Here is a 21,597-nt window from a genome sequence, read left to right as displayed (position 1 = left end):
CATATTTGTTATTGATAAACGATAAATAACCAGCGTTATGACTAAAAATAGACTTTTGAATATTGCAGTTAATCTTTGTAGACTCATAAAAGTAATTCACATTTTTTTATTTATTGCATTGACTGCATTTTTAATACATTTTCAATTGGATAAAGATTTTTATTCTAAGGGAGAGTTTAATTTCAATGCACAGACCAATGCTTTTAATGCATTCACTAAGTGGAAAAAAATTGATGTAGGAGAAGATAAGGAGGTATATTCTTTAGAGAAAATAACAACCAGTTCTCTGTACCTAAATTACTTTAAGTATGTTGCTGTATTGCTCGTGATATTTTTACTTATTAAAGAGTTTCAAAAAGTAATGCAATCAGTGAAGCATCTTAATACATTTCGAGAAGATAATATTAAATCATTTCGGAAAATTGGAAAATATTTGTTTATATTCTTTCTATTAACATGCTATTTTGCTGTACGATTCCAAGATGGAGGTATTAGTGGGTTTTCTATATCATTTACTCCTCTAATTCTAATGCTTCTAGCTTTTGTTTTTGCAGAAATATTTAAAGAAGGAAATTTTTTGATGGAAGAAAACGAACTAACAATCTAACCATGCCAATAATTGTAAACTTAGACGTCATGCTAGCAAAGCGTAAAATGCGAAGCAATGAATTGGCAGAAATTATTGATATCACGCCTGCAAACCTTTCCATTTTAAAATCGGGAAAAGCAAAGGCGGTGCGTTTTTCAACTTTAGAAGCTATTTGTAAAGCCTTAGATTGTCAACCAGCAGATATTTTAGAGTATGTTGAAGAATAGTTTCATCGTTTTTATTAAAAACGTATTTTTGAATTTCCATTAAATATAATCTTGTTATGAAAACGTTTTTCTTTACTCTCTTATTTATTATTTCAGGTTTTAGTTTTGCACAAAACAACTATATAGTAAAAACCGATGATGGAAGGCGTGTACTTTTAAAAGCCGATTATACCTGGGAATATATTGATGCCGAAAGTTCTAAAAATAATAAGGCTACACAAGATAATGTTGAGGTAAAAGAAATCGCAAAATCTGCTGAAAAGAACGGGTGTAAGTTGGCTGACGATTTTGAAGAACCTAAATTAGATAACAAAATTCAAAATCAATTAAAAAAAGGGCGCGCAACTATTAGCCATATTAAAAAGAAAGTCGCTAAAGATTATAATTGTACTGTAGATGATGTGGTGTTGTTATCTGCCTCAGAACAAAAAGCTAAAGGAAGGTATGATTTTTGTGCCAACGGAAAACAAGTAAGTTATAAGCGTGTTGGTAATTCTATTATAGAAAACAATAAGTTTTTTTAACATTCAATTTTACTTAAAAATGTAATTTTTTTAAGTCTTTCATTTATCTTTACTACTATGTATGCCTTAGTAGACTGTAATAATTTTTATGCGTCTTGTGAACGTGTTTTTAACCCTAATTTACAAGGGAAACCAATTGCTATTCTTTCAAATAACGATGGATGTGTCATTTCTAGAAGTGATGAAGCCAAAGCGTTAAACCTTCCAATGGGTGCACCTATTTTTAAATGGGAAAGCTTTTGTAAATCAAATCATATTCATGTGTTGTCTTCTAACTATCCGCTGTATGGCGATATGAGTAGCCGTGTTATGTCTATATTAAAGCAATTCACACCAGATGCTGAGGTGTATAGTATTGACGAATCATTCTTGCAATTTAAAGGCTTTGAAAACTTTAATTTTGACGACTACGGAAATCAAATAAGGAAACGTGTTTTAAAATGGACAGGAATCCCTACTAGTGTTGGTATTGCACCAACAAAAGCCTTAAGTAAAGTGGCTAATAAAATAGCACGTAAATTTCCAAAACAAACTAAAGGAGTTTATGTTATAGATTCTGAAGAAAAACGCATAAAAGCTTTAAAATGGATTAAAATTGAAGATGTTTGGGGCATAGGACGCCGTTTAGCAAAGCGTTTAAAAGAAAAAGGATGCTACACAGCATTCCATTTCACACAACTTCCTGATGAATGGGTGCGTAAAACTTTTTCAATAACCGAATGGAAATTACAGAAAGATTTACAAGGTATTCCAACCTTGCAATTAGATGAGGTAAAAGATAAGCAAGCTATTGCCACCACTCGAAGTTTCGAATACACATTTTCAGATATCGATAATATAAAAGAACGCGTTTCAACATTTGCATCAAGCTGTGCCGAAAAGCTAAGAAAGCAAGGTTCTAGTTGCTACGTTATTATTGTTACGCTTAGTAGCGACAGGCATAAAAAAGACTTAGAACAACATCGTGCAAGTACCAGCGTCAACCTGTCTTACCCAACAAATTCATCTTTAATTATAAGTAATTGTGCTGTTAGCGCAGTAATGTCTATCTTTAAAACAGGAATAAAATATAAAAGGGCAGGGGTTATTGTTACAGGTTTAGTTCCAGTTGATAATTTTCAATTAAATATTTTCGAACACGAAAACCCAAAACATCAACCTTTAATGCAAGCTATTGATAGTATGAATAGCAAGTATAAAAATTACAAAATTAAAATAGGTAATCAAGATTTAAAACGCACTTGGAAAATGCGTCAAGAACGATTATCACCAAGATATACCACTAATATTAACGATATTATAAAAGTAAAATGTTAATTTGGGCGTTACCTTTATCCTGAATTTAGTTCAGGAACAGGTCGGGCTTTACGTTGCAATCTTTTGTTTTGTCATTCCTGCGTAGGCAGGAATCTATAATAAAGTCAGGACTTTTTTAAAGTTCTGTATTATCTAAAGTAAACAAAAGGATTTCCACTGCAATCCCTTATGCAAAATTAAGAATTAAGTTTAAACAGTAATAAAGAATAAAATGATAGCACATAAATCAGGAAGTTTAACATTTTTTACACCAGAAGCCGTTGATGGAGCTTCAGCTCATTTTTTCGATGCAGGCGTTTCAGCAGGCTTTCCATCACCAGCCGAAGATTTTAAAGAACAACGTTTATCTTTAGATGAAGAACTGGTAAAAAACAAAGAAGCTACATTTTATGCTAAAGTAAGCGGACAGTCTATGATTGGTGCTGGATTAGATGATAACGATTTATTAGTAATAGATAGAAGTTTAGAACCCACAAACAATAAAATAGCCGTTTGTTTCTTAGATGGCGAGTTTACGGTAAAACGCTTAAGAGTGTCTAATGGCGAAGTTTGGTTGCAGCCAGAAAACCCAGATTATCCCATCATACACATTACAGAAGAAAACAACTTTTTAATTTGGGGTATTGTTACCAATGTGATTAAAAAAGTATAAACAAAAAACGCGAAGCAAATGCTTCGCGTTTTTTGTTTATACTTTAAAATAAAAAAAAGTTAGTCGGCTAAAACAATCACTTTATTATCTTTCATTTCTAAAGTTCCAGAATTTATTTTTAGTAAAGTTTTGCCTTTGTCTCCTTTAGTAAATTTATCTTCAACTTCTTTTTCTAATTCGATGTTTCCCGAAATTTTAACAAACCCTTCTTTTAATAAAGAAACAATAGGGGCGTGATTTTTAAGCATTTCAAATTCACCATTTACTCCAGGAGCAGAAACACTAGTTACTTCTCCGCTAAATAAGGTTGCTTCAGGTGATACAATTTCTAAATACATAATCTTTTAGTTTGCAGTCTGCAGTCTACAGTTTACAGTCACTGAGGACTGAATACTGATTACTGCTAACTAATTTTAAGCTTCAGCAAGCATTTTATCTCCAGCTTCAATAGCTTCTTCAATAGTTCCTTTAAGGTTAAACGCTGCTTCTGGTAAGCGATCTAATTCACCATCCATAATCATGTTAAATCCTTTAATAGTTTCTTTAATATCAACTAATACACCAGGAATCCCTGTGAATTGCTCTGCTACGTGGAAAGGTTGAGATAAGAAACGTTGAACACGTCTTGCTCTACCTACAGCTAATTTATCTTCTTCAGATAATTCTTCCATACCAAGGATAGCAATAATATCTTGTAATTCTTTATAACGTTGTAATAACTCTTTTACGCGTTGAGCACAAGCATAATGTTCTTGTCCTAAAATATCAGCAGTTAAAATTCTTGATGTAGAATCTAATGGATCTACTGCAGGATATATACCTAACTCAGCAATTTTACGAGATAATACCGTAGTTGCATCTAAGTGAGCAAAAGTTGTAGCAGGAGCAGGATCCGTTAAATCATCCGCAGGTACGTATACCGCTTGTACAGATGTAATAGAACCCCTTTTAGTTGAAGTAATACGTTCTTGCATCGCACCCATCTCTGTTGCTAATGTTGGTTGGTAACCTACCGCAGAAGGCATACGACCAAGTAATGCAGATACTTCAGAACCAGCTTGTGTAAAACGGAAAATGTTATCTACGAAGAAAAGTACATCTTTTCCTTGTCCTTCACCAGCACCATCACGGAAATATTCAGCAATAGTTAAACCAGATAAGGCAACACGTGCACGTGCTCCAGGAGGCTCATTCATTTGTCCAAATACGAAAGTCGCTTTAGATTCTTTCATTCCAGCTTTATCAACTTTAGATAAATCCCATCCGCCTTCTTCCATAGAATGCATAAAGTCATCACCATATTTAATAATACCAGACTCTAACATCTCTCTTAAAAGGTCATTTCCTTCACGAGTTCTTTCTCCAACTCCAGCAAATACTGAAAGTCCACCGTGACCTTTTGCTATATTGTTAATCAACTCTTGAATTAGTACTGTTTTACCTACACCAGCACCACCAAATAAACCAATTTTACCCCCTTTTGCATAAGGCTCAATTAAATCGATTACTTTAATACCAGTAAATAAAACTTCAGTAGAGGTTGATAAATCTTCAAATTTTGGTGCTTGACGGTGAATTGGTAACCCAGCATCTCCAGCTTTAGGTAAATTTCCAAGACCATCAATAGCATCTCCAATTACATTAAATAAACGTCCGTAAACATCACCACCAATCGGCATTTGTATAGGCGCTCCAGTTGCAACAACTTCTGTTCCTCTACTTAAACCATCCGAAGAATCCATTGCAATAGTACGTACGGTATCTTCACCAATGTGAGATTGTACTTCTAGTACTAATAAAGAACCATCAGGTCTTTTAATTTCTAATGAATCGTAAATTTTTGGAAGCTCTGAACCTGCATCGAATGCAACATCGATAACCGGACCTACTATTTGTGCAACTTTACCTGTAACTTTAGACATTACTTATATGTTTAATATTATGCGATTTAATTGTGTGAAAACAGTTTTAGTTTTCGCGTGCAAAGATATATTTTTTAATTTAAAAAAAAAGTTGTTTTTAGAGGTTTTTTGGAATAAAAAAACACCTTATAACAGAAGGTGTTTTAAAAATATAATTTATACTAAATTCTTTTTTAGAATCAATTAATTATTAATGATCCATGAAACAAAATATTGTGAACCAATAAAAGGAGAACCAACAGCACTTTGATATTCTTTTCCACCTAAATTAGTTCCTCCAATTTTGAATGTAGATTTCATGGAAGGCACTGAATAGTTTATTTGTGCATCAACTACCGTTCTAGCAGATATAATAGCATTAGCTATGGTTGCTTGCCAAAAATATTTATCACTCCAGCGTGCATTAACATTAAATCCGAAATTTTTAAATAATTCAGGGTTTCCTAATGATACTTTTACTTTATGCTTTGGGGTATTAAATCCTGCACTAAAATCCGGGTCTGTTGATTGATCAAAATCTAATTCTGAATACGTGTAATTGAATCCTAGATTAAATTCTCGTGCAATTTTGGTGGATAAACCAATAACACCACCATATGAACTAATATCTGCCGATGAATTGGTGTATACATTAAAAACTTGAAAATTTCCCGTTGCAACATCAATAACCCCTGATGCATCATTTACAGAACCCGACTTTGGTGTAACAATAAATTTTTGAGCACTAAAGTTGTCATAAGTATTAAAATAGGCATTAAGGTCTACGGTTATAAACTCTATTTTCCCACGATACCCTACATCAAAGGCTGTAACTTTTTCTTGTTTAGCTAGGGAAGTAATACCATTACCATTAACGGGAACTAAAGATGTGGTGCCTCCACTAGCTGCAAATCCTTGTACTGAAGATAATGTGTAAGCATTGAAATACGCATCTCTACCTGTTAAAGTTGTATTAGGTAATTTTCTATCTAAATTATCTGGAGCTGAACCTACTAATATAGCTCTACCCACATCAAAACCAATAAAGAGTGCTTGAGTATCTGGATTTCTAAATCCCGTTTGTAAGGAGGCTCTAAAATTATGTTGTTTGTTTTCCCCAGCAGCATAAACTAAAGAAAGCCTTGGTGAGTAGCTGCCATCAAAAAACTCGTTTTTATCATAACGAATGGACGCTGTAATTTTTAATCTATCGTCCATTAATTTTTTGATACCTTGTAGGTAAGCGCCATATTCATTATAATCAATAGAGCCATCATAATCTGTAAACACACTTCCACTAGAATTTAATGAATACTGTCTGTATTGACCACCTATTTGTAGGTCTATAACATTATTCAACAAATCTCTAAAGTTATAATTTCCTTCTGCAATGTCCATTTTAGATTCGTCCACTAATTTAGATCCAGTTGTTATATCTGGGTCATTTGTAACCTTATTAAAAAGAGCTATAAATTCAGGAGTGCCTGGTTGTGGGGTGTATAAGTTATCTGCAAATGTCCTCGCTCCATTATGTATTTGAGTTTGGATTGCAAGGTCGTTAATGTTGCCTCCGCTTCCCGCTATTTGTCCAGCTCCTTGGGCATAAGCAGCGGCATACGCTCCAAACCATTCCGAAGCTCCTACTTTATTCATGTTAATTCCTGTAAATCGCATGTCATATGAATTACCAGCATTTTCTATAGTTGTATAGCCTCTAAGGAAAAAATTATCGCCTCTAAATTCTAACTTGTGTTGTTGTAATGCAAAATCTTTTATGGCATATCTATTTGATCCTTGATATATAGATGAACCTTTCCCAATTTTAGAACTCCAAATAATTTCAGTATTATTTCCAAAAGGTCTGTAGTTAAGTGTAAAGTATGCCTTAATACTTTCAGCTTTATAGTCGGTTAAATCAGATTCTTTATATCCTGTTCTTGCAACATTTACGGCAGGTACTAATCCACTTGCACCTGTTGGTAAAATTCCATTGGCTTCTAAAAACTGAGCAACTTCATTAAGATTTTGTGGTTGACCTGTTTCGTTTGCTGCTAAAGCTACTTCATCTCCATATATATTTAATCCGTCATGGGCAGGGTCAGATCTAAAAGATGATATAATATCTGCTGTTCCTACCGCTCCTAACGTATATTGGTTATTGTCTGATGCAAACCAATCTGTACCTCTTAAATAAGAAAATGACGCTTTTGCTGCAAATTTATCACTAAATGCATGAGCAGCACGAAATCCAAAATCATGAAATTGATTATCGCCAGCTTCATCTTGTACAGTCAATCCTGTTTTTACATAAGCACTCACTCCTTGGTGTGTAAAAGGATCTTTGCTAGTCATAAATAGAATACCATTAAAGGCATTTGCTCCGTAAAGGGCCGAAGATGCTCCTGGTAATATTTCTACACTACTTATATCCAGTTCACTTAATCCTAATATGTTACCTAAAGCAAAATTTAATCCTGGAAGAGAATTATCCATTCCATCAACGAGTTGAACAAATCGTGTATTTGAAAAAGTAGCAAATCCACGAGTATTAACAGCATTAAAAGTTAAACTTCCTTTATTAACATCTACTCCTTTTAAATTTTCTAAACTAGAGTAAAAGTCTGGTGAGGATGCATATTGTATATCTTTAATATCAAACCTTTCAATGGTAACAGGAGACTCTCTTATACTTTCAGGTGTTCTTGATGCTGAAATCACAATTTCATCTAATGATGTTCCTTCATTAAGTATAAAATTTAATATTTGATTGTTTTCTGTGACTTCAATTGTCATTGATTCGAAGCCAACACTACTTGCCTGGACTTTGAATGGTACAATTTGATTATAATTTAGGATAAAGTTACCGTCAAAATCAGTAACTGTTCCTGACGAAGTTCCGACAACAATAATATTTGCTCCAGGAATAGGTTGGTTGTTATCATCAACAACAGCACCAGTAATTGTTGTTTGTGAGAATGATATAGCACAAAAAAACAACAATAAAAATTGAAAAATTGTTTTCATCTATTTTTAGAATTAGTTAATTTCAGGATAGTAATATATGTAAATAAAACATTAGTTGAATATAAAAATATAAAAAAATTATGCACGCATAGTATTTTTTAATAAAAAAACAGGTGTTTTGTTGTTTTTTTTGACAAAAAAAAGACTAAAATATGAGATTTTATCATTTCTTAGTCTTATATAATATAATAGATCCTATTTTAAAGTTATTCTACCGTTACCGATTTTGCCAAATTTCTTGGTTGATCTACATTTTTATTTAATAAAACAGCAATATGATATGATAATAATTGTAAAGGGATAGTGGTTAAAAGAGGAGACAAAGACTCTAATGTTTCAGGAACTTCAATAACATGATCTGCTAATTCTTTTACTTGAACGTCACCTTCTGTTACTATTCCAATAATCTTACCTTTTCTAGATTTAATTTCTTGAATATTACTAACTACTTTTTCATAATGACCTTTTTTTGTTGCAATTACAACAATAGGCATGTTTTCATCAATTAAAGCAATTGGCCCATGTTTCATTTCTGCTGCAGGGTAGCCTTCAGCATGTATATAAGAAATTTCTTTTAATTTTAAAGCACCTTCAAGAGCAACAGGGAAATTGTATCCTCTACCAAGATATAAACAGTTGGTTGAATTTTTATATATATCGGCAATTTGTTTTATTATAGAATCGGATTCTAGAGCTTTTTCTACTTTTTTAGGAATCATTTCTAATTCTAGTAAATGCTGACGGAAATCTGAACTACTAATAGTGCCTTTGGCTCTAGCTAACCTAAGAGCCATTAATGTTAATACTGTAATTTGTGTTGTAAATGCTTTTGTTGAAGCAACCCCAATTTCTGGTCCTGCATGTGTATATGCGCCAGCATGTGTTTCTCTAGCAATAGAAGATCCCACCACATTACAAACACCAAAAACAAAAGCCCCCTTAGATTTTGCTAATTTAATAGCGGCAAGTGTATCAGCTGTTTCACCAGATTGAGAAATGGCTATGAGTACATCGTTTTCTGTAATAATAGGATTCCGGTATCTAAATTCAGAAGCATATTCTACTTCTACTGGGATTCTTGCTAAATCTTCAAAAATGTATTCAGCAACTAACCCAGCATGCCATGAGGTACCACAAGCTACAATAATAATACGATTTGCATTGAGGAACTTTTTCATATTATCTTCAACACCAGCCATTTTTATAATAGCTTCATTTCTTAATAATCTTCCTCTATATGTATCTGTTATAGCTTTAGGTTGTTCATGAATTTCTTTAAGCATGAAATGTTCATAACCACCTTTTTCTATTTGCTCTAGATTTAATTGTAATTCCTGAACATAGGTAGGAACTAAAGAATCATCTTTAATTTTTCTAACTTTTATGCCTTTATGAAATCTAATAACCGCCATTTCTTCATCTTCAAGATAAACAGCGTTTTTAGTATATTCTAAAAAAGGAGAGGCATCACTTGCAATGAAAAATTCATCTTCGTTTTCACCAATTCCTATAGCTAATGGACTTCCTAAACGAGCAACAACAACTTCTTCTGGTTTGTTTTTATCAAATACAGCAATGGCATAAGCTCCTATTACTTGGTTTAATGCAATTTGTACAGCATGTCCAAGTTTTACATTTTCTTGCTTTTTTACGTCTTCAATTAAATTTATAAGAACTTCGGTGTCAGTATCTGATTGAAAAGTGTATCCTCTGGATATTAATTCTTGTTTAAGTGAATCGTAATTTTCAATAATACCATTATGAATAATTACAAGATCTCCTGAGTTTGAAAGGTGAGGATGCGAGTTAACATCATTAGGAACACCATGAGTTGCCCAGCGTGTATGTCCAATACCAACATTTCCTGTTTTTGTTATTTCCTTATCTGAACGTTCTTCTAAATCGGCTACTTTTCCTTTTGTTTTACAAATTTTTAAATCTGTACCATCAAATAATGCAATACCAGCACTATCATAGCCTCTATATTCTAAACGTCTAAGGCCTTCTATTACAATTGGGTAAGCTTCTCTATGACCAATGTATCCTACAATTCCACACATAATTTAGATTTTGGGGTTTAATAATTTTAAGCAAATATGTAAAATAAATATTAATGAATAATAATTATTATATGAAGTCCTTTTTTACACGATGAAATTCATCTTTATAACTATGAGTGACTTTTATGAAACAAAAACAGGTTAACTAGTTAGTTTCCTTTAGGTTCAGTATAAAATATTTTTAATTTTAATCTTTTATTATCTGGAACATTTTCATTACTACCATACAAAATAGTACCTCTTGGAGAAATTATAGCTGCTGCAGGAATACCAGTTACAGCATCATTGCTGTTTAAAATTTCAGCATTATTTGTATAATTGACATTATTAGATAATACCAATCCTATTTTTGTGTTTGTAGAGTCCCTTAGTAAAATATTATTTAAATGTTCTGTAAGACGTATTTTGTATTTCCCTAGAATAGTATCTCTTTGGCTTAAACTAATTAATTTAGAATCAATTGGATCTATTTGATAATCAATAGTGGATTGATTGTTTTCAATATCGTATGCGTAAATACGGTCATATTTATGAAATTCATTGCTATATGTGCCAATATTGATTTCTTCATCTTCATAAATGGTTAAAAACACTTCATTTATCAACCTTTTTAGAATGTAATTTCCAGTATTGCTATCTTTAATAAATTCTCCTGTAGCATCTGTTTTTCTATAGGATTTTTTAAAAGCATCTAGAGCTGTAATAATAGAAGTTGTATTATTTTCATCTGTATATTCTACATTTCCATTAAATAAATCTATAACTCCCATTGATCCTGCGCCTCCTTTTAAATAAAGTTTTGTGTCGCCTAAATCTTTATTCCCGTTTTGTAAAGAGACCAGATTGTAATCATTAATAAAGGTGTTGAGTTTATTTCCTGTAAAATTAAATGTGTATGTTGATTGTGTTCTTTCTCCTGCTACTGAAGAGTCTTTAGAGTAATAAATAATAATGTTAGCACCAGTAGACGCTAGGTTTAATAAAATCATATTACCCTTCCCATCAATAGCTTCTGCTTTGAAGTACAAACCTCTAAAGTAATTATTAAAGTTACTTGGATTACTTAGTACAGGGTCATCTTGCTTATTTATAATTGTATTTCTCCAAAAAAGAGTATCTAATTTTGTTCTTAAAGCTGGAGTAGAATATGAAGTAGTAATAGTTCCATCTGTGTCAGAAACATCTAATCTTATTCTTTTGTTACTAGGAATAAAATCTAAATCTTCTAATATTAAATCACTTTTATGATCTTCAAAATTAATAACAGAAGTTCCATTTAAAACAGTTCCATCAGATTTTGAATAATATTTTTGAGACGTTCCAAGAGTCGAGTTTGGATCAAAGTCTCTTAAGAAATAATCGTTTTTATAGACAGATAATTTAATTGGTGAGTTACCATATAAGGAGTCACTTATAGTATAAGTGGAATCAGTTATAGTTCTGCTAAAAAGAGGGATGGTTAAAACTACCGAATCAATTTTAGTATTTATACCAAAATCAGGATTAAATGTTGTTGGTGTTATTTGCGTAACAATATTCGCTGTGGTTTGTCCATAAGCAGGATCATTAAAAACCCCTAATAAATTAGACGCTAATCCATTAATTTGTACTGAATCGAGTTTTTTGTTATATGCCGATATAGGTAGATATACACTATCTGTTAAAAAATTGGCATTTTCTTTACCTAGAACATCGCTTTCTATAACACTAAAATCTTTATCGCAAGCAATAAAAGAAACAAGGATTAAAAGAAAAGTAACAGGAAATTTAAGGGCTTTAATTATCTTTTTCATATATAAAATATAATGAATATGTAGGTGTTTAGCTTAAAACTTCTGTATTAAAAAAGTTAGTATACGCTTCTCCAAATTCATCTTTGCTTTTGTACTCTAAAATAGGTTTGTTCGATGCTTTTAAATAATCATTCAATTCATCTGTAATATTTTCAGATCCTATTATTAATGCATCAGAGTAATCAATAGCTACTTTCATTAAGTTGTTAAATGACGGTTCTTCAAGCACATTAATAGCCTCTTCATTAATATTGTCAAATTTAACTTTATTGATCATATCTTTATTTAAAGTATTGTTAAAACTTTGGTTGTAGATAGAAGTAACAATTTTACTTTCGTTAAATAAAGGTTCGTCTTTATAATATTCTTTTAAATAAACAGGAAGTAAAGCAGCTAACCAGCCATGTACATGAATAATATCTGGCGACCAATTTAATTTTTTTACGGTTTCAATAACACCTTTTGCAAAGAAGATAGCACGTTCATCATTATCAGAAAATAGTTTTCCGTCTTCATCTGTTAACGTAGCTTTTCTTTTAAAATATTCATCATTATCAATAAAGTAAACCTGAATACGCTCTTTAGGAATAGAAGCTACCTTTATTATAAGTGGCATATCTAAGTCATTAATCACTAAATTTATTCCAGATAATCTTATAACTTCATGTAATTGGTGTCTTCTTTCATTAATATTGCCATATCGAGGCATGAAAATTCGAATTTGTCCACCTTGTTGATTTACTAATCTAGGTGCTTCAAAAGACATTGAAGAAATTTCGGTTTCAGGTAAATAAGGCACTACTTCAGATGATACATACAATATCCTCTTATCTTTCATATGTTTGTTTTTGTTGACTTAATAATGATTATGGAATAAATAATAATTTGCTTTTTAAATTAAGCAGAAATTATATCGTGTTTTATTACATAAATGTTGTTTCTTTTTTTAGAATTCAAAATAAAAAACACGCAAAAGTACAAAATTTTATGCAGTTTCATGGTAAAATCTTAAGTTTGCACGCGTTAATTTTATATTAAAAAGTGGAAGTATACTCAGAAAAACAACAAATTACGGCTGCTCTCGATGCCTTAAAAGCTAAAAAGTTAACCGTAGGATTAGTTCCTACTATGGGAGCACTGCATGAAGGACATTTAGAATTAGTTAAAAAGGCATTCGAAAATAACGATAGAGTTGTTGTTAGTATTTTTGTGAATCCTACACAATTTGACAATAAAGAAGATCTTAAAAAGTATCCAAGAACATTAGATAGCGATTTAGAACTACTAAAAACAGTAAGTAAAGATGCTATTTTGATTTATGCGCCTTCAGTAGCTGATGTTTATGGAGATAACACGGTCTCAGAATCGTTTGATTTTGATGGTCTAGAGTTTGAAATGGAAGGAAGATTTCGTGATGGACATTTTAATGGTGTTGGAACGATTGTGAAACGCCTTTTTGAAATTATAAAACCAGATAATGCTTATTTTGGTGAAAAAGATTTTCAACAACTTCAAATTATCAAGAAAATGGTTGAAAAACACCATATTCCTGTAACTATAGTTGGTTGTGATATACATAGAGAGGCATCTGGTTTAGCAATGAGTTCAAGAAACACTAGATTGAATCCAGAATATAAAGATGCAGCACCATTTATTTATAAAACCTTAACAACTGCCAAAAATAAATTTGGCACAAAAAGTGCTAATAAAGTACAGGAATGGGTTGAAAATCAGTTTGCAAATCACGATTTATTAAAGTTAGAATACTTCATTATTGCAGATACAGAAACCCTAAAACCAGTTAAACGAAAATCTAACAATAAAACGTATAGAGCATTTATAGCTGCCTATGCAGATGATATTAGACTTATAGATAATATCGCTTTAAATTAATTATCTTTGCAACATGCAAATACAAGTAGTAAAATCTAAAATTCACAGAGTAAAATGTACCGGTGCAGAACTAAACTATATTGGTAGTATTACTATAGATGAAGATTTAATGGAAGCGGCCAATATTATACAAGGTGAAAAAGTTCAAATTGTAAATAATGACAATGGAGAGCGTTTGGAAACCTATTGTATTCCAGGGCCAAGAAATAGTGGTGAAATCACTCTTAATGGTGCTGCCGCTAGAAAAGTTTCGGTGGGAGATACTTTAATATTAATTACTTATGCTTTTATGGATATTGAAGAAGCAAAGGTGTTTAAACCTTCTTTAGTTTTTCCAGATGAAGGTACAAACTTATTAATATAAGCTTTTGAACAAAAAGATAAAGAACATACTAAAAATCACACTCCCATTAATACTGGGAGTTTTTTTAGTTTGGTATTCTTTAAGTGATGTTCCCTTGCCTAAAATTTTAGAATTTTGGAAATCTTCAAATAAAAGTTGGATTTTATTGGGATTGTTTTTAGGCTTTTTGAGTCATTTGTCTCGAGCATATCGTTGGCGTTTTCAATTAGAACCTTTAGGGTATAATATTAAGTTCGGAAATAGTATTATGGCTGTTTTTGCAACCTATTTAATAAATTATACCATACCAAGAGCGGGAGAAGTGGCTAGAGCATCTATACTTGCAAATTATGAAGGAGTGCCTTTTGAAAAAGGTTTTGGAACTATTGTAGCAGAGCGAATTGCCGATTTAATTGTGATGTTAGGTATTATTATAATGACGCTTTTTTTGCAATTTGATTTTATTTATGGATTTTTAATTGAAAAATTTGATGTAACTAAAATTGTTATTGCTTTAGTTTTTGGAATAGTTCTAATGGTGTTTTTTTTAAGATATATTAGAAAAAGCGACTCTAAAATAGCCTTAAAAATAAGAGTTTTTGTAGCTGGTTTAATTGAAGGTGCATTAAGTATTTTTAAAATGAAAAAGAAGTGGGCATTTATTTTTCATACCTTATTTATTTGGGTTATGTATCTGCTTATGTTTTATGTGACTTCTTTGGCTATTGATGACTTGAATGGAATTTCAACTGGAGCGATCTTAATTGGATTTATTTCGGCAAGTTTTAGTATTGCGGCAACCAGTGGAGGTATTGGTGCCTATCCTGTTGCTGTTTATTTAGGCTTTTCAATTTTTGGAATTACCAAAGAACCTAGTATTGCTTTTGGTTGGATTATGTGGGCGTCACAAACACTTATGATTATTATTTTCGGAGGATTGTCCCTTATATGCTTACCTATTTATAATAGAAAAAAGAAGAACGAGCACATTTTATAGTTTCGCTTTATTTCATACCTTGCTGCTATTAAATCTCAAATCAATTAAAAATGAAGCATACTATTATTTCCTTTTTATTTCTGTTTTTTATGTCTTCTTTTATTGAAGCGCAAGTTAAATACGAAACTATAGCCTCTTCAAAATTAGGTGATACGCGTGAATTAAAAATTCAACTTCCCAGAGGATATACTACAAATGAAGATAAAAGGTATCCCATATTTATAGTTTTTGATGGCGATTATTTGTTTGAATCTGTTGCGGGAAATGTGGATTATTATAGTTATTGGGAAGATATGCCCCAGACCATTGTTGTTGGTGTTAATCAGTTCAATACACGTTATGACGATTGTATGTATTCTGAGCAAAATTCATTACCTATTGAAACTGGTGCAGCTTTTTTTGAGTTTGTAGGAATGGAATTGATACCTTATATAGAGAATAAATATAGAACAGTTAATTTTAGAGTTGCTGTTGGTCATGGTGAAACAGCAAACTTTATCAATTATTTTTTATTAAAACCACAGCCATTATTTCAAGGATATATAGCTGTCAGTCCAGAATTAGCGCCAAATCTGATTGATTATATTCCAGAAAGACTGGCTAAATTAGATTCTAAAACCTTTTATTATTTGGCAAATACCAATAATGATGCGTCGTCTGTTAAAAAAATGACAAATGTTTTAAAGACCGATATTTCTAATATAGAGAATAAAAATTTATATTTTGATTTTGATAGCTTTGAAGGACCGTCTCACTATTCTGTACCAACACATGCTATACCAAATGCTATAGAAGGTATTTTTAAAGTTTTTCAACCTATTAGTAAAAAGGAGTATAAAGAAACAATTCTTGAATTAGAAATATCTCCAGTTGTTTATCTTCAAGAGAAATATCAAATTATTTATGATTTGTTTGGTATTGATAAGCAGATTTTAATTAACGATTTTAAAGCGATTTCTGCAGCTATAGAAAAAAATGAAAGTTTTGAATATTATGAAGATTTAGGAAAAATGGCAAGAAAAGCATATCCAGAAACGCTTTTAGGAGGTTATTATTTAGCACGTTTTTATGAAGAAACGGGTGAGACCAAAAAAGCGATGCGTACTTATCAATCTGCTTATACGTTAAAAGAAATAGCAGGTATTACTAAAGATTTAGTGCTTGAAAAAGCAGATTTAATTAAAGCAGATTTCGGGTATTAATGGCAAAAGTTAAAACTACTTTTTTCTGTCAGAACTGTGGCACGCAATATGCCAAATGGCAGGGGCAATGTAATGCTTGTAAAGAATGGAATACTGTTGTAGAAGAGGTTATTCAAAAACCAGAAAAAAGCAATTGGAAATCACCAACTTCGACTGCTAAAAAAGCATCCATTCCATTACGGATTAAAGATATTGATGTTTCTAAAGAACCCCGATTAGATACTTTTGATGGCGAGTTTAATCGCGTTTTAGGAGGTGGAATTGTTCCTGGGTCATTAACACTTTTAGGAGGAGAACCAGGTATAGGAAAAAGCACCTTGCTACTTCAAATTTCATTAAAATTACCATATAAAACACTCTATGTTTCAGGAGAAGAAAGTCAGAAACAGATAAAAATGCGTGCAGAACGTATCAATCCAAACAATAACAATTGTTATATTCTTACAGAAACGAAAACGCAGAATATATTTAAGCAAATAGAAGCTTTAGAGCCCGATATTGTTATAATTGATTCTATTCAAACTTTACATAGCGATTATATTGAATCGTCTTCTGGAAGTATTTCTCAAATAAAAGAATGTACTACTGAACTAATAAAATTTGCAAAGGAAACAGCAACTCCTGTATTATTAATTGGTCATATTACTAAGGATGGAAATATTGCAGGTCCTAAAATTTTAGAGCATATGGTTGATACGGTTTTGCAATTTGAAGGCGATCGCAATCATGTATTCAGAATTTTAAGAGCCCATAAAAACAGATTTGGTTCCACAAATGAATTAGGAATTTATGAAATGCAAGGTTCTGGTTTGCGTGAAGTTTCCAATCCATCAGAAATTTTAATTTCTAAGAAAGACGAAGAATTGTCTGGAAATGCTATAGCAGCTACTCTTGAAGGTATGCGTCCGCTAATGATTGAAGTTCAGGCTTTAGTGAGTACAGCAGTTTATGGAACGCCTCAAAGAAGTGCCACAGGTTTTAATGCAAAACGCTTAAATATGTTATTAGCCGTTTTAGAAAAACGAGCAGGATTTAGGCTTGGTGCTAAAGATGTATTTTTAAATATAACAGGAGGCATTACAGTAGATGATCCTGCGATAGATTTGGCAGTAGTTGCTTCAATTTTATCATCTAACGAAGATGTGGCTTTGCAAAAAGACTTTTGTTTTGCTGCCGAGGTGGGTTTGTCTGGAGAAATTAGACCAGTACAGCGTGTCGAACAACGTATTCTTGAAGCCGAAAAATTAGGTTTTTCAACTATTTTTGTTTCAAAATACAATAAAATATCGCTTAAAAATACAGTCATTAAAATTCAATTGATTTCTAAAATTGAAGACTTGGTAGGGTTTCTGGTTTAGTCTTCAGCGTCTAGAATTAGATTTGTTATTTGTCTAGTTTATTGTTTCGAAAATTAATGAGGTATTAATTGTTAATTTAAAGAGAAACAATTTTTAAAAATAAGAGGTAATAAAATTGTATTTCCTTATTGTCAATAAGTTAATTTAACACGCTCTAATTTCACAAAATTTCTTAAATTCGCAACCTTATAAGAATATAGGGTAAATGAGCGTGAAAGCTTTAATATTTAGACAATTAACAATTAATATGTGTTTTTAAATATTTTAAAAATTAAGCTTACATCTGTCCATTTAGACAAAATAAAGAATATCAGATGAAATTTCCTGAATATAAAGGACTTGACTTACCAAATGTTGCAGATGAAATCTTAAACTATTGGCAAGAAAACAACATCTTTGAAAAAAGTGTAACTACCAGAGAAGGTCATAAGCCATTCGTGTTTTTTGAAGGGCCACCTTCTGCAAACGGATTACCTGGTGTGCACCATGTTTTAGCACGTGCTATTAAAGATATTTTTCCGCGTTATAAAACCATGAAAGGGTATCAAGTAAAGCGTAAAGCGGGTTGGGATACACATGGTTTACCAATAGAACTTGGTGTAGAAAAAGAGCTAGGCATTACCAAAGAGGATATTGGAAAAACTATTTCAGTTGAAGATTATAATGCCGCTTGTCGTAAAGCTGTTATGCGTTACACAGATGTCTGGAATGATTTAACACAAAAAATGGGCTATTGGGTAGATATGGACGATCCATATATTACTTACGAGCCTAAATACATGGAAAGTGTTTGGTGGTTGCTTAAAGAAATATATAACAAAAGCTTGTTGTATAAAGGGTATACCATTCAGCCGTATTCTCCAAAAGCTGGAACAGGTTTAAGTTCGCATGAGTTAAACCAACCAGGAACGTATCAAGATGTGACTGATACAACTATTGTAGCTCAGTTTAAAGCAAAACCAGAATCATTACCAGATTTTTTACAAAACGAAGGTGATATTTATTTTTTAGCTTGGACAACCACGCCTTGGACATTGCCAAGTAATACAGCATTAACTGTTGGTCCAAAAATTGACTATGTTTTAGTTGAAACATACAATCAATATACGTTTGAGCCAATAAATGTAGTTTTAGCTAAAAAGTTGGTGAATTATCAATTCTCAGGAAAGTTCAATAAAGTTGAAGATAAATCAGAATTATTAGCTTATAAATCGGGGGATAAAAAAATCCCTTTTTACGTTGTAAAAGAGTTTGTTGGTAAAGATTTAGTAGGTGTCACTTACGAGCAATTAATGCCGTATGCCTTACCAAACGATAACCCCGAAAATGCGTTTAGAATTATTTCTGGAGATTTTGTAACGACGGAAGATGGTACAGGAATTGTTCATACAGCACCTACTTTTGGAGCAGATGATGCTTTAGTTGCAAAACAAGCAACACCAGAAGTGCCACCAATGTTGGTGAAAGATGACAATGGTAATTTGGTGCCATTAGTTGATTTACAAGGGCGTTTTAGACCAGAAATGGATGAATATGCTGGTAAATATGTGAAGAATGAATATTATAATGAAGGAGAAGCACCAGAACGCTCGGTAGATGTTGAAATAGCCATTAAATTAAAAGAAGAAAATAAAGCCTTTAAGGTTGAAAAATATAAACATAGTTACCCAAACTGTTGGAGAACCGATAAACCTATTCTTTACTATCCGTTAGATTCGTGGTTTATTAAAGTAACCGATGTTAAGGAACGTATGTTCGAACTTAACGAAACCATTAACTGGAAGCCAAAAGCAACAGGTACAGGTCGTTTTGGGAATTGGTTAGCAAATGCTAACGATTGGAATTTATCACGTTCTCGTTATTGGGGAATTCCTCTGCCAATTTGGAGAACCGAAGATGGTAAAGAAGAAATTTGTATTGGTTCAGTTGAAGAACTAAAAAGTGAAATGGCAAAAGCTGTTTCAGCAGGTGTTTTAGCAGAAGATATTTTTGCAGATTTTGAAGTTGGAAACAATTCCGAAGAAAACTACGCAAAAATCGATTTGCATAAAAATATAGTTGATGAGGTTGTATTAGTATCACCAACAGGACAGAAAATGTTCCGTGAAAGCGATTTAATAGATGTTTGGTTTGATTCTGGTTCTATGCCTTATGCACAATGGCATTATCCGTTTGAGAATAAGGAATTAATTGACGATAAAAAATCGTATCCAGCCGATTTTATTGCGGAAGGCGTCGATCAAACACGTGGATGGTTTTATACGCTTCATGCTATAGGTACTATGGTTTTTGATTCTGTTGCTTATAAAAATGTGGTGTCTAACGGTTTGGTGTTAGATAAAAACGGACAAAAAATGTCGAAGCGTTTAGGGAATGCAGTCGATCCTTTTGAAACTTTAGGAAATTACGGTGCCGATGCCACGCGTTGGTATATGATTTCTAATGCAAATCCTTGGGACAACTTAAAATTCGATTTAGAAGGTATTGAAGAGGTGAAACGTAAGTTTTTCGGAACGCTTTATAACACCTATTCATTCTTTCAGCTATATGCAAATCTTGATGGTTTTAATTATAGCGAAGCTGATATTCCTTTAGATGAAAGACCAGAAATAGACCGTTGGATACTTTCAGAATTACATACCTTAATTCAAAAAGTAGATGCCTATTATGCCGACTATGAGCCTACAAAGGCTGCTCGAGCAATTTCAGACTTTACTCAAGATTATGTTAGTAACTGGTTCGTGCGTTTAAGTAGAAGACGTTTTTGGAAAGGGGATTATCAACAGGATAAGATTTCGGCATATCAAACACTTTATACGTGTATGCTTACTATTGCTAAGCTAGGTGCTCCAATTGCACCGTTCTTTATGGATAAGTTGTACTTAGATTTAAATTCTGTATCTCAAAAAGAAACTTTCGAAAGTGTACATTTGGCAGAATTTCCAAAATTTGACAACCAATATGTTGATAAGTCTCTGGAAAACAAAATGGAAAGTGCGCAAATTATCTCATCTTTGGTTTTATCACTTAGAGCTAAAGAAAAAATAAAAGTAAGGCAACCTTTACAAAAAATAATGATTCCTGTAGATAGTGAATCTCAAAAAAATGAAATATTAGCAGTTTCAGACCTTATAAAATCAGAGGTTAACATAAAAGAAATCGAAGTTTTAGAAGATGCATCAGATATTTTAGTAAAACAAATAAAACCAAACTTTAAAGTTCTTGGACCTCGTTTTGGTAAAGACATGAAAGATGTGGCTAAAGTCGTTAATAACTTTACTTCTGAAGATATTAAAGATATTGAACAAAATGGTATTTTAGGCATCGAAGTAAACGGAAAAAAAGTCACTTTAGAACGTGCAGATGTAGAAATTACATCTCAAGATATTGAAGGCTGGTTGGTTGCAAATGAAGGATCTTTAACAGTAGCTTTAGATGTAACTATTAGTGAAGATTTACGAAAGGAAGGTATTGCACGAGAGTTAATTAATCGTATTCAAAATTTACGTAAAGACTCAGGATTTGAAGTTACAGATAGAATTGATGTAACCTTTCAAAAAGATGAAAATATTACAAGTGCAGTAGATGCTAATATGACTTATATAAAATCAGAAACATTAACAAACGAAATACAAATTATAGACAAATTAGAAAATGGTATAGAAATTGCTTTTGATGATGTAAATACCAAATTGTATATTCAAAAACATTAAGAAA

The 21,597-nt window shown here is 32.1% G+C and carries 17 protein-coding genes; 11 read left to right on the top strand and 6 right to left on the bottom strand.

The genetic code is table 11. The features are described 5' to 3' along the window. Positions 1 to 37: 37 nt before the first annotated feature. From RHP49_06040 to umuD, 5 genes are all read left to right on the top strand, one after another. Positions 38 to 607 carry a DUF2975 domain-containing protein gene (locus RHP49_06040; protein ID WNH13814.1) on the top strand — a complete coding sequence of 190 codons (570 nt, stop codon included), beginning with the start codon at positions 38 to 40 and terminating at the stop codon, positions 605 to 607. Between the two features lie 2 nt (positions 608 to 609). Beyond that, positions 610 to 816, top strand: a complete 207-nt coding sequence (locus tag RHP49_06035; GenBank protein WNH13813.1) for a helix-turn-helix transcriptional regulator — start codon at positions 610 to 612, stop codon at positions 814 to 816. Between the two features lie 56 nt (positions 817 to 872). Then, positions 873 to 1,340 carry a DUF3157 family protein gene (locus tag RHP49_06030; protein ID WNH13812.1) on the top strand — a complete coding sequence of 156 codons (468 nt, stop codon included), beginning with the start codon at positions 873 to 875 and terminating at the stop codon, positions 1,338 to 1,340. A 57-nt stretch (positions 1,341 to 1,397) separates the two neighbouring features. Beyond that, positions 1,398 to 2,657 carry a Y-family DNA polymerase gene (locus RHP49_06025; GenBank protein ID WNH13811.1) on the top strand — a complete coding sequence of 420 codons (1,260 nt, stop codon included), beginning with the start codon at positions 1,398 to 1,400 and terminating at the stop codon, positions 2,655 to 2,657. 211 nt (positions 2,658 to 2,868) lie between these two features. After that, entirely contained in the window at positions 2,869 to 3,309 is a 441-nt protein-coding gene (gene umuD / locus RHP49_06020; protein ID WNH13810.1) for a translesion error-prone DNA polymerase V autoproteolytic subunit, read from the top strand. A gap of 59 nt (positions 3,310 to 3,368) precedes the next feature. Here umuD and RHP49_06015 read toward each other — a convergent pair whose 3' ends face one another. The 6 genes from RHP49_06015 to RHP49_05990 form a co-directional block, all read right to left on the bottom strand. After that, positions 3,369 to 3,647, bottom strand: a complete 279-nt coding sequence (locus tag RHP49_06015; protein ID WNH13809.1) for a F0F1 ATP synthase subunit epsilon — start codon at positions 3,645 to 3,647, stop codon at positions 3,369 to 3,371. Between the two features lie 75 nt (positions 3,648 to 3,722). Then, the gene (atpD, locus tag RHP49_06010) at positions 3,723 to 5,231 is read right to left on the bottom strand and encodes a F0F1 ATP synthase subunit beta (protein ID WNH13808.1); all 1,509 of its coding nucleotides are present in this window, start codon (positions 5,229 to 5,231) and stop codon (positions 3,723 to 3,725) included. 183 nt (positions 5,232 to 5,414) lie between these two features. After that, positions 5,415 to 8,234, bottom strand: a complete 2,820-nt coding sequence (locus RHP49_06005; protein ID WNH13807.1) for a carboxypeptidase-like regulatory domain-containing protein — start codon at positions 8,232 to 8,234, stop codon at positions 5,415 to 5,417. Between the two features lie 206 nt (positions 8,235 to 8,440). Further along, complete coding sequence (gene glmS, locus RHP49_06000; protein ID WNH13806.1) at positions 8,441 to 10,294, bottom strand: glutamine--fructose-6-phosphate transaminase (isomerizing); 1,854 nt, start codon at positions 10,292 to 10,294, stop codon at positions 8,441 to 8,443. 149 nt (positions 10,295 to 10,443) lie between these two features. Then, positions 10,444 to 12,087, bottom strand: coding sequence for a DUF4270 domain-containing protein (locus tag RHP49_05995; protein ID WNH13805.1), 1,644 nt, complete (start codon positions 12,085 to 12,087; stop codon positions 10,444 to 10,446). 28 nt (positions 12,088 to 12,115) lie between these two features. After that, on the bottom strand, positions 12,116 to 12,925 hold the full coding sequence (locus tag RHP49_05990; protein WNH13804.1) for a glycogen/starch synthase: 810 nt from the start codon (positions 12,923 to 12,925) through the stop codon (positions 12,116 to 12,118). Positions 12,926 to 13,128: 203 nt separating this feature from the next. On the opposite strand from RHP49_05990, the gene panC reads away from it, so the two are divergent. From panC to ileS, 6 genes are all read left to right on the top strand, one after another. Further along, the gene (panC, locus tag RHP49_05985; protein ID WNH13803.1) at positions 13,129 to 13,980 is read left to right on the top strand and encodes a pantoate--beta-alanine ligase; all 852 of its coding nucleotides are present in this window, start codon (positions 13,129 to 13,131) and stop codon (positions 13,978 to 13,980) included. A gap of 13 nt (positions 13,981 to 13,993) precedes the next feature. After that, positions 13,994 to 14,344, top strand: a complete 351-nt coding sequence (locus tag RHP49_05980) for an aspartate 1-decarboxylase (GenBank protein ID WNH13802.1) — start codon at positions 13,994 to 13,996, stop codon at positions 14,342 to 14,344. Positions 14,345 to 14,348: 4 nt separating this feature from the next. After that, positions 14,349 to 15,320 (top strand): lysylphosphatidylglycerol synthase transmembrane domain-containing protein, encoded by a 972-nt coding sequence (locus RHP49_05975; protein WNH13801.1) that lies wholly within the window; start codon positions 14,349 to 14,351, stop codon positions 15,318 to 15,320. 50 nt (positions 15,321 to 15,370) lie between these two features. Then, positions 15,371 to 16,522 (top strand): alpha/beta hydrolase-fold protein, encoded by a 1,152-nt coding sequence (locus RHP49_05970; GenBank protein WNH13800.1) that lies wholly within the window; start codon positions 15,371 to 15,373, stop codon positions 16,520 to 16,522. After that, positions 16,522 to 17,880, top strand: coding sequence for a DNA repair protein RadA (gene radA, locus RHP49_05965; protein WNH13799.1), 1,359 nt, complete (start codon positions 16,522 to 16,524; stop codon positions 17,878 to 17,880). The genes RHP49_05970 and radA overlap by 1 nt, the downstream gene beginning before the upstream one ends. Positions 17,881 to 18,194: 314 nt before the next feature. Continuing rightward, positions 18,195 to 21,593 carry an isoleucine--tRNA ligase gene (gene ileS / locus RHP49_05960; protein WNH13798.1) on the top strand — a complete coding sequence of 1,133 codons (3,399 nt, stop codon included), beginning with the start codon at positions 18,195 to 18,197 and terminating at the stop codon, positions 21,591 to 21,593. Positions 21,594 to 21,597 lie beyond the last annotated feature (4 nt).

This window comes from Flavobacteriaceae bacterium HL-DH10 (genome assembly GCA_031826515.1).
In the GTDB taxonomy this organism is placed as follows: Bacteria; Bacteroidota; Bacteroidia; order Flavobacteriales; family Flavobacteriaceae; genus Thalassobellus; species Thalassobellus suaedae.
This window is presented reverse-complemented; position numbering and strand designations above follow the sequence as displayed.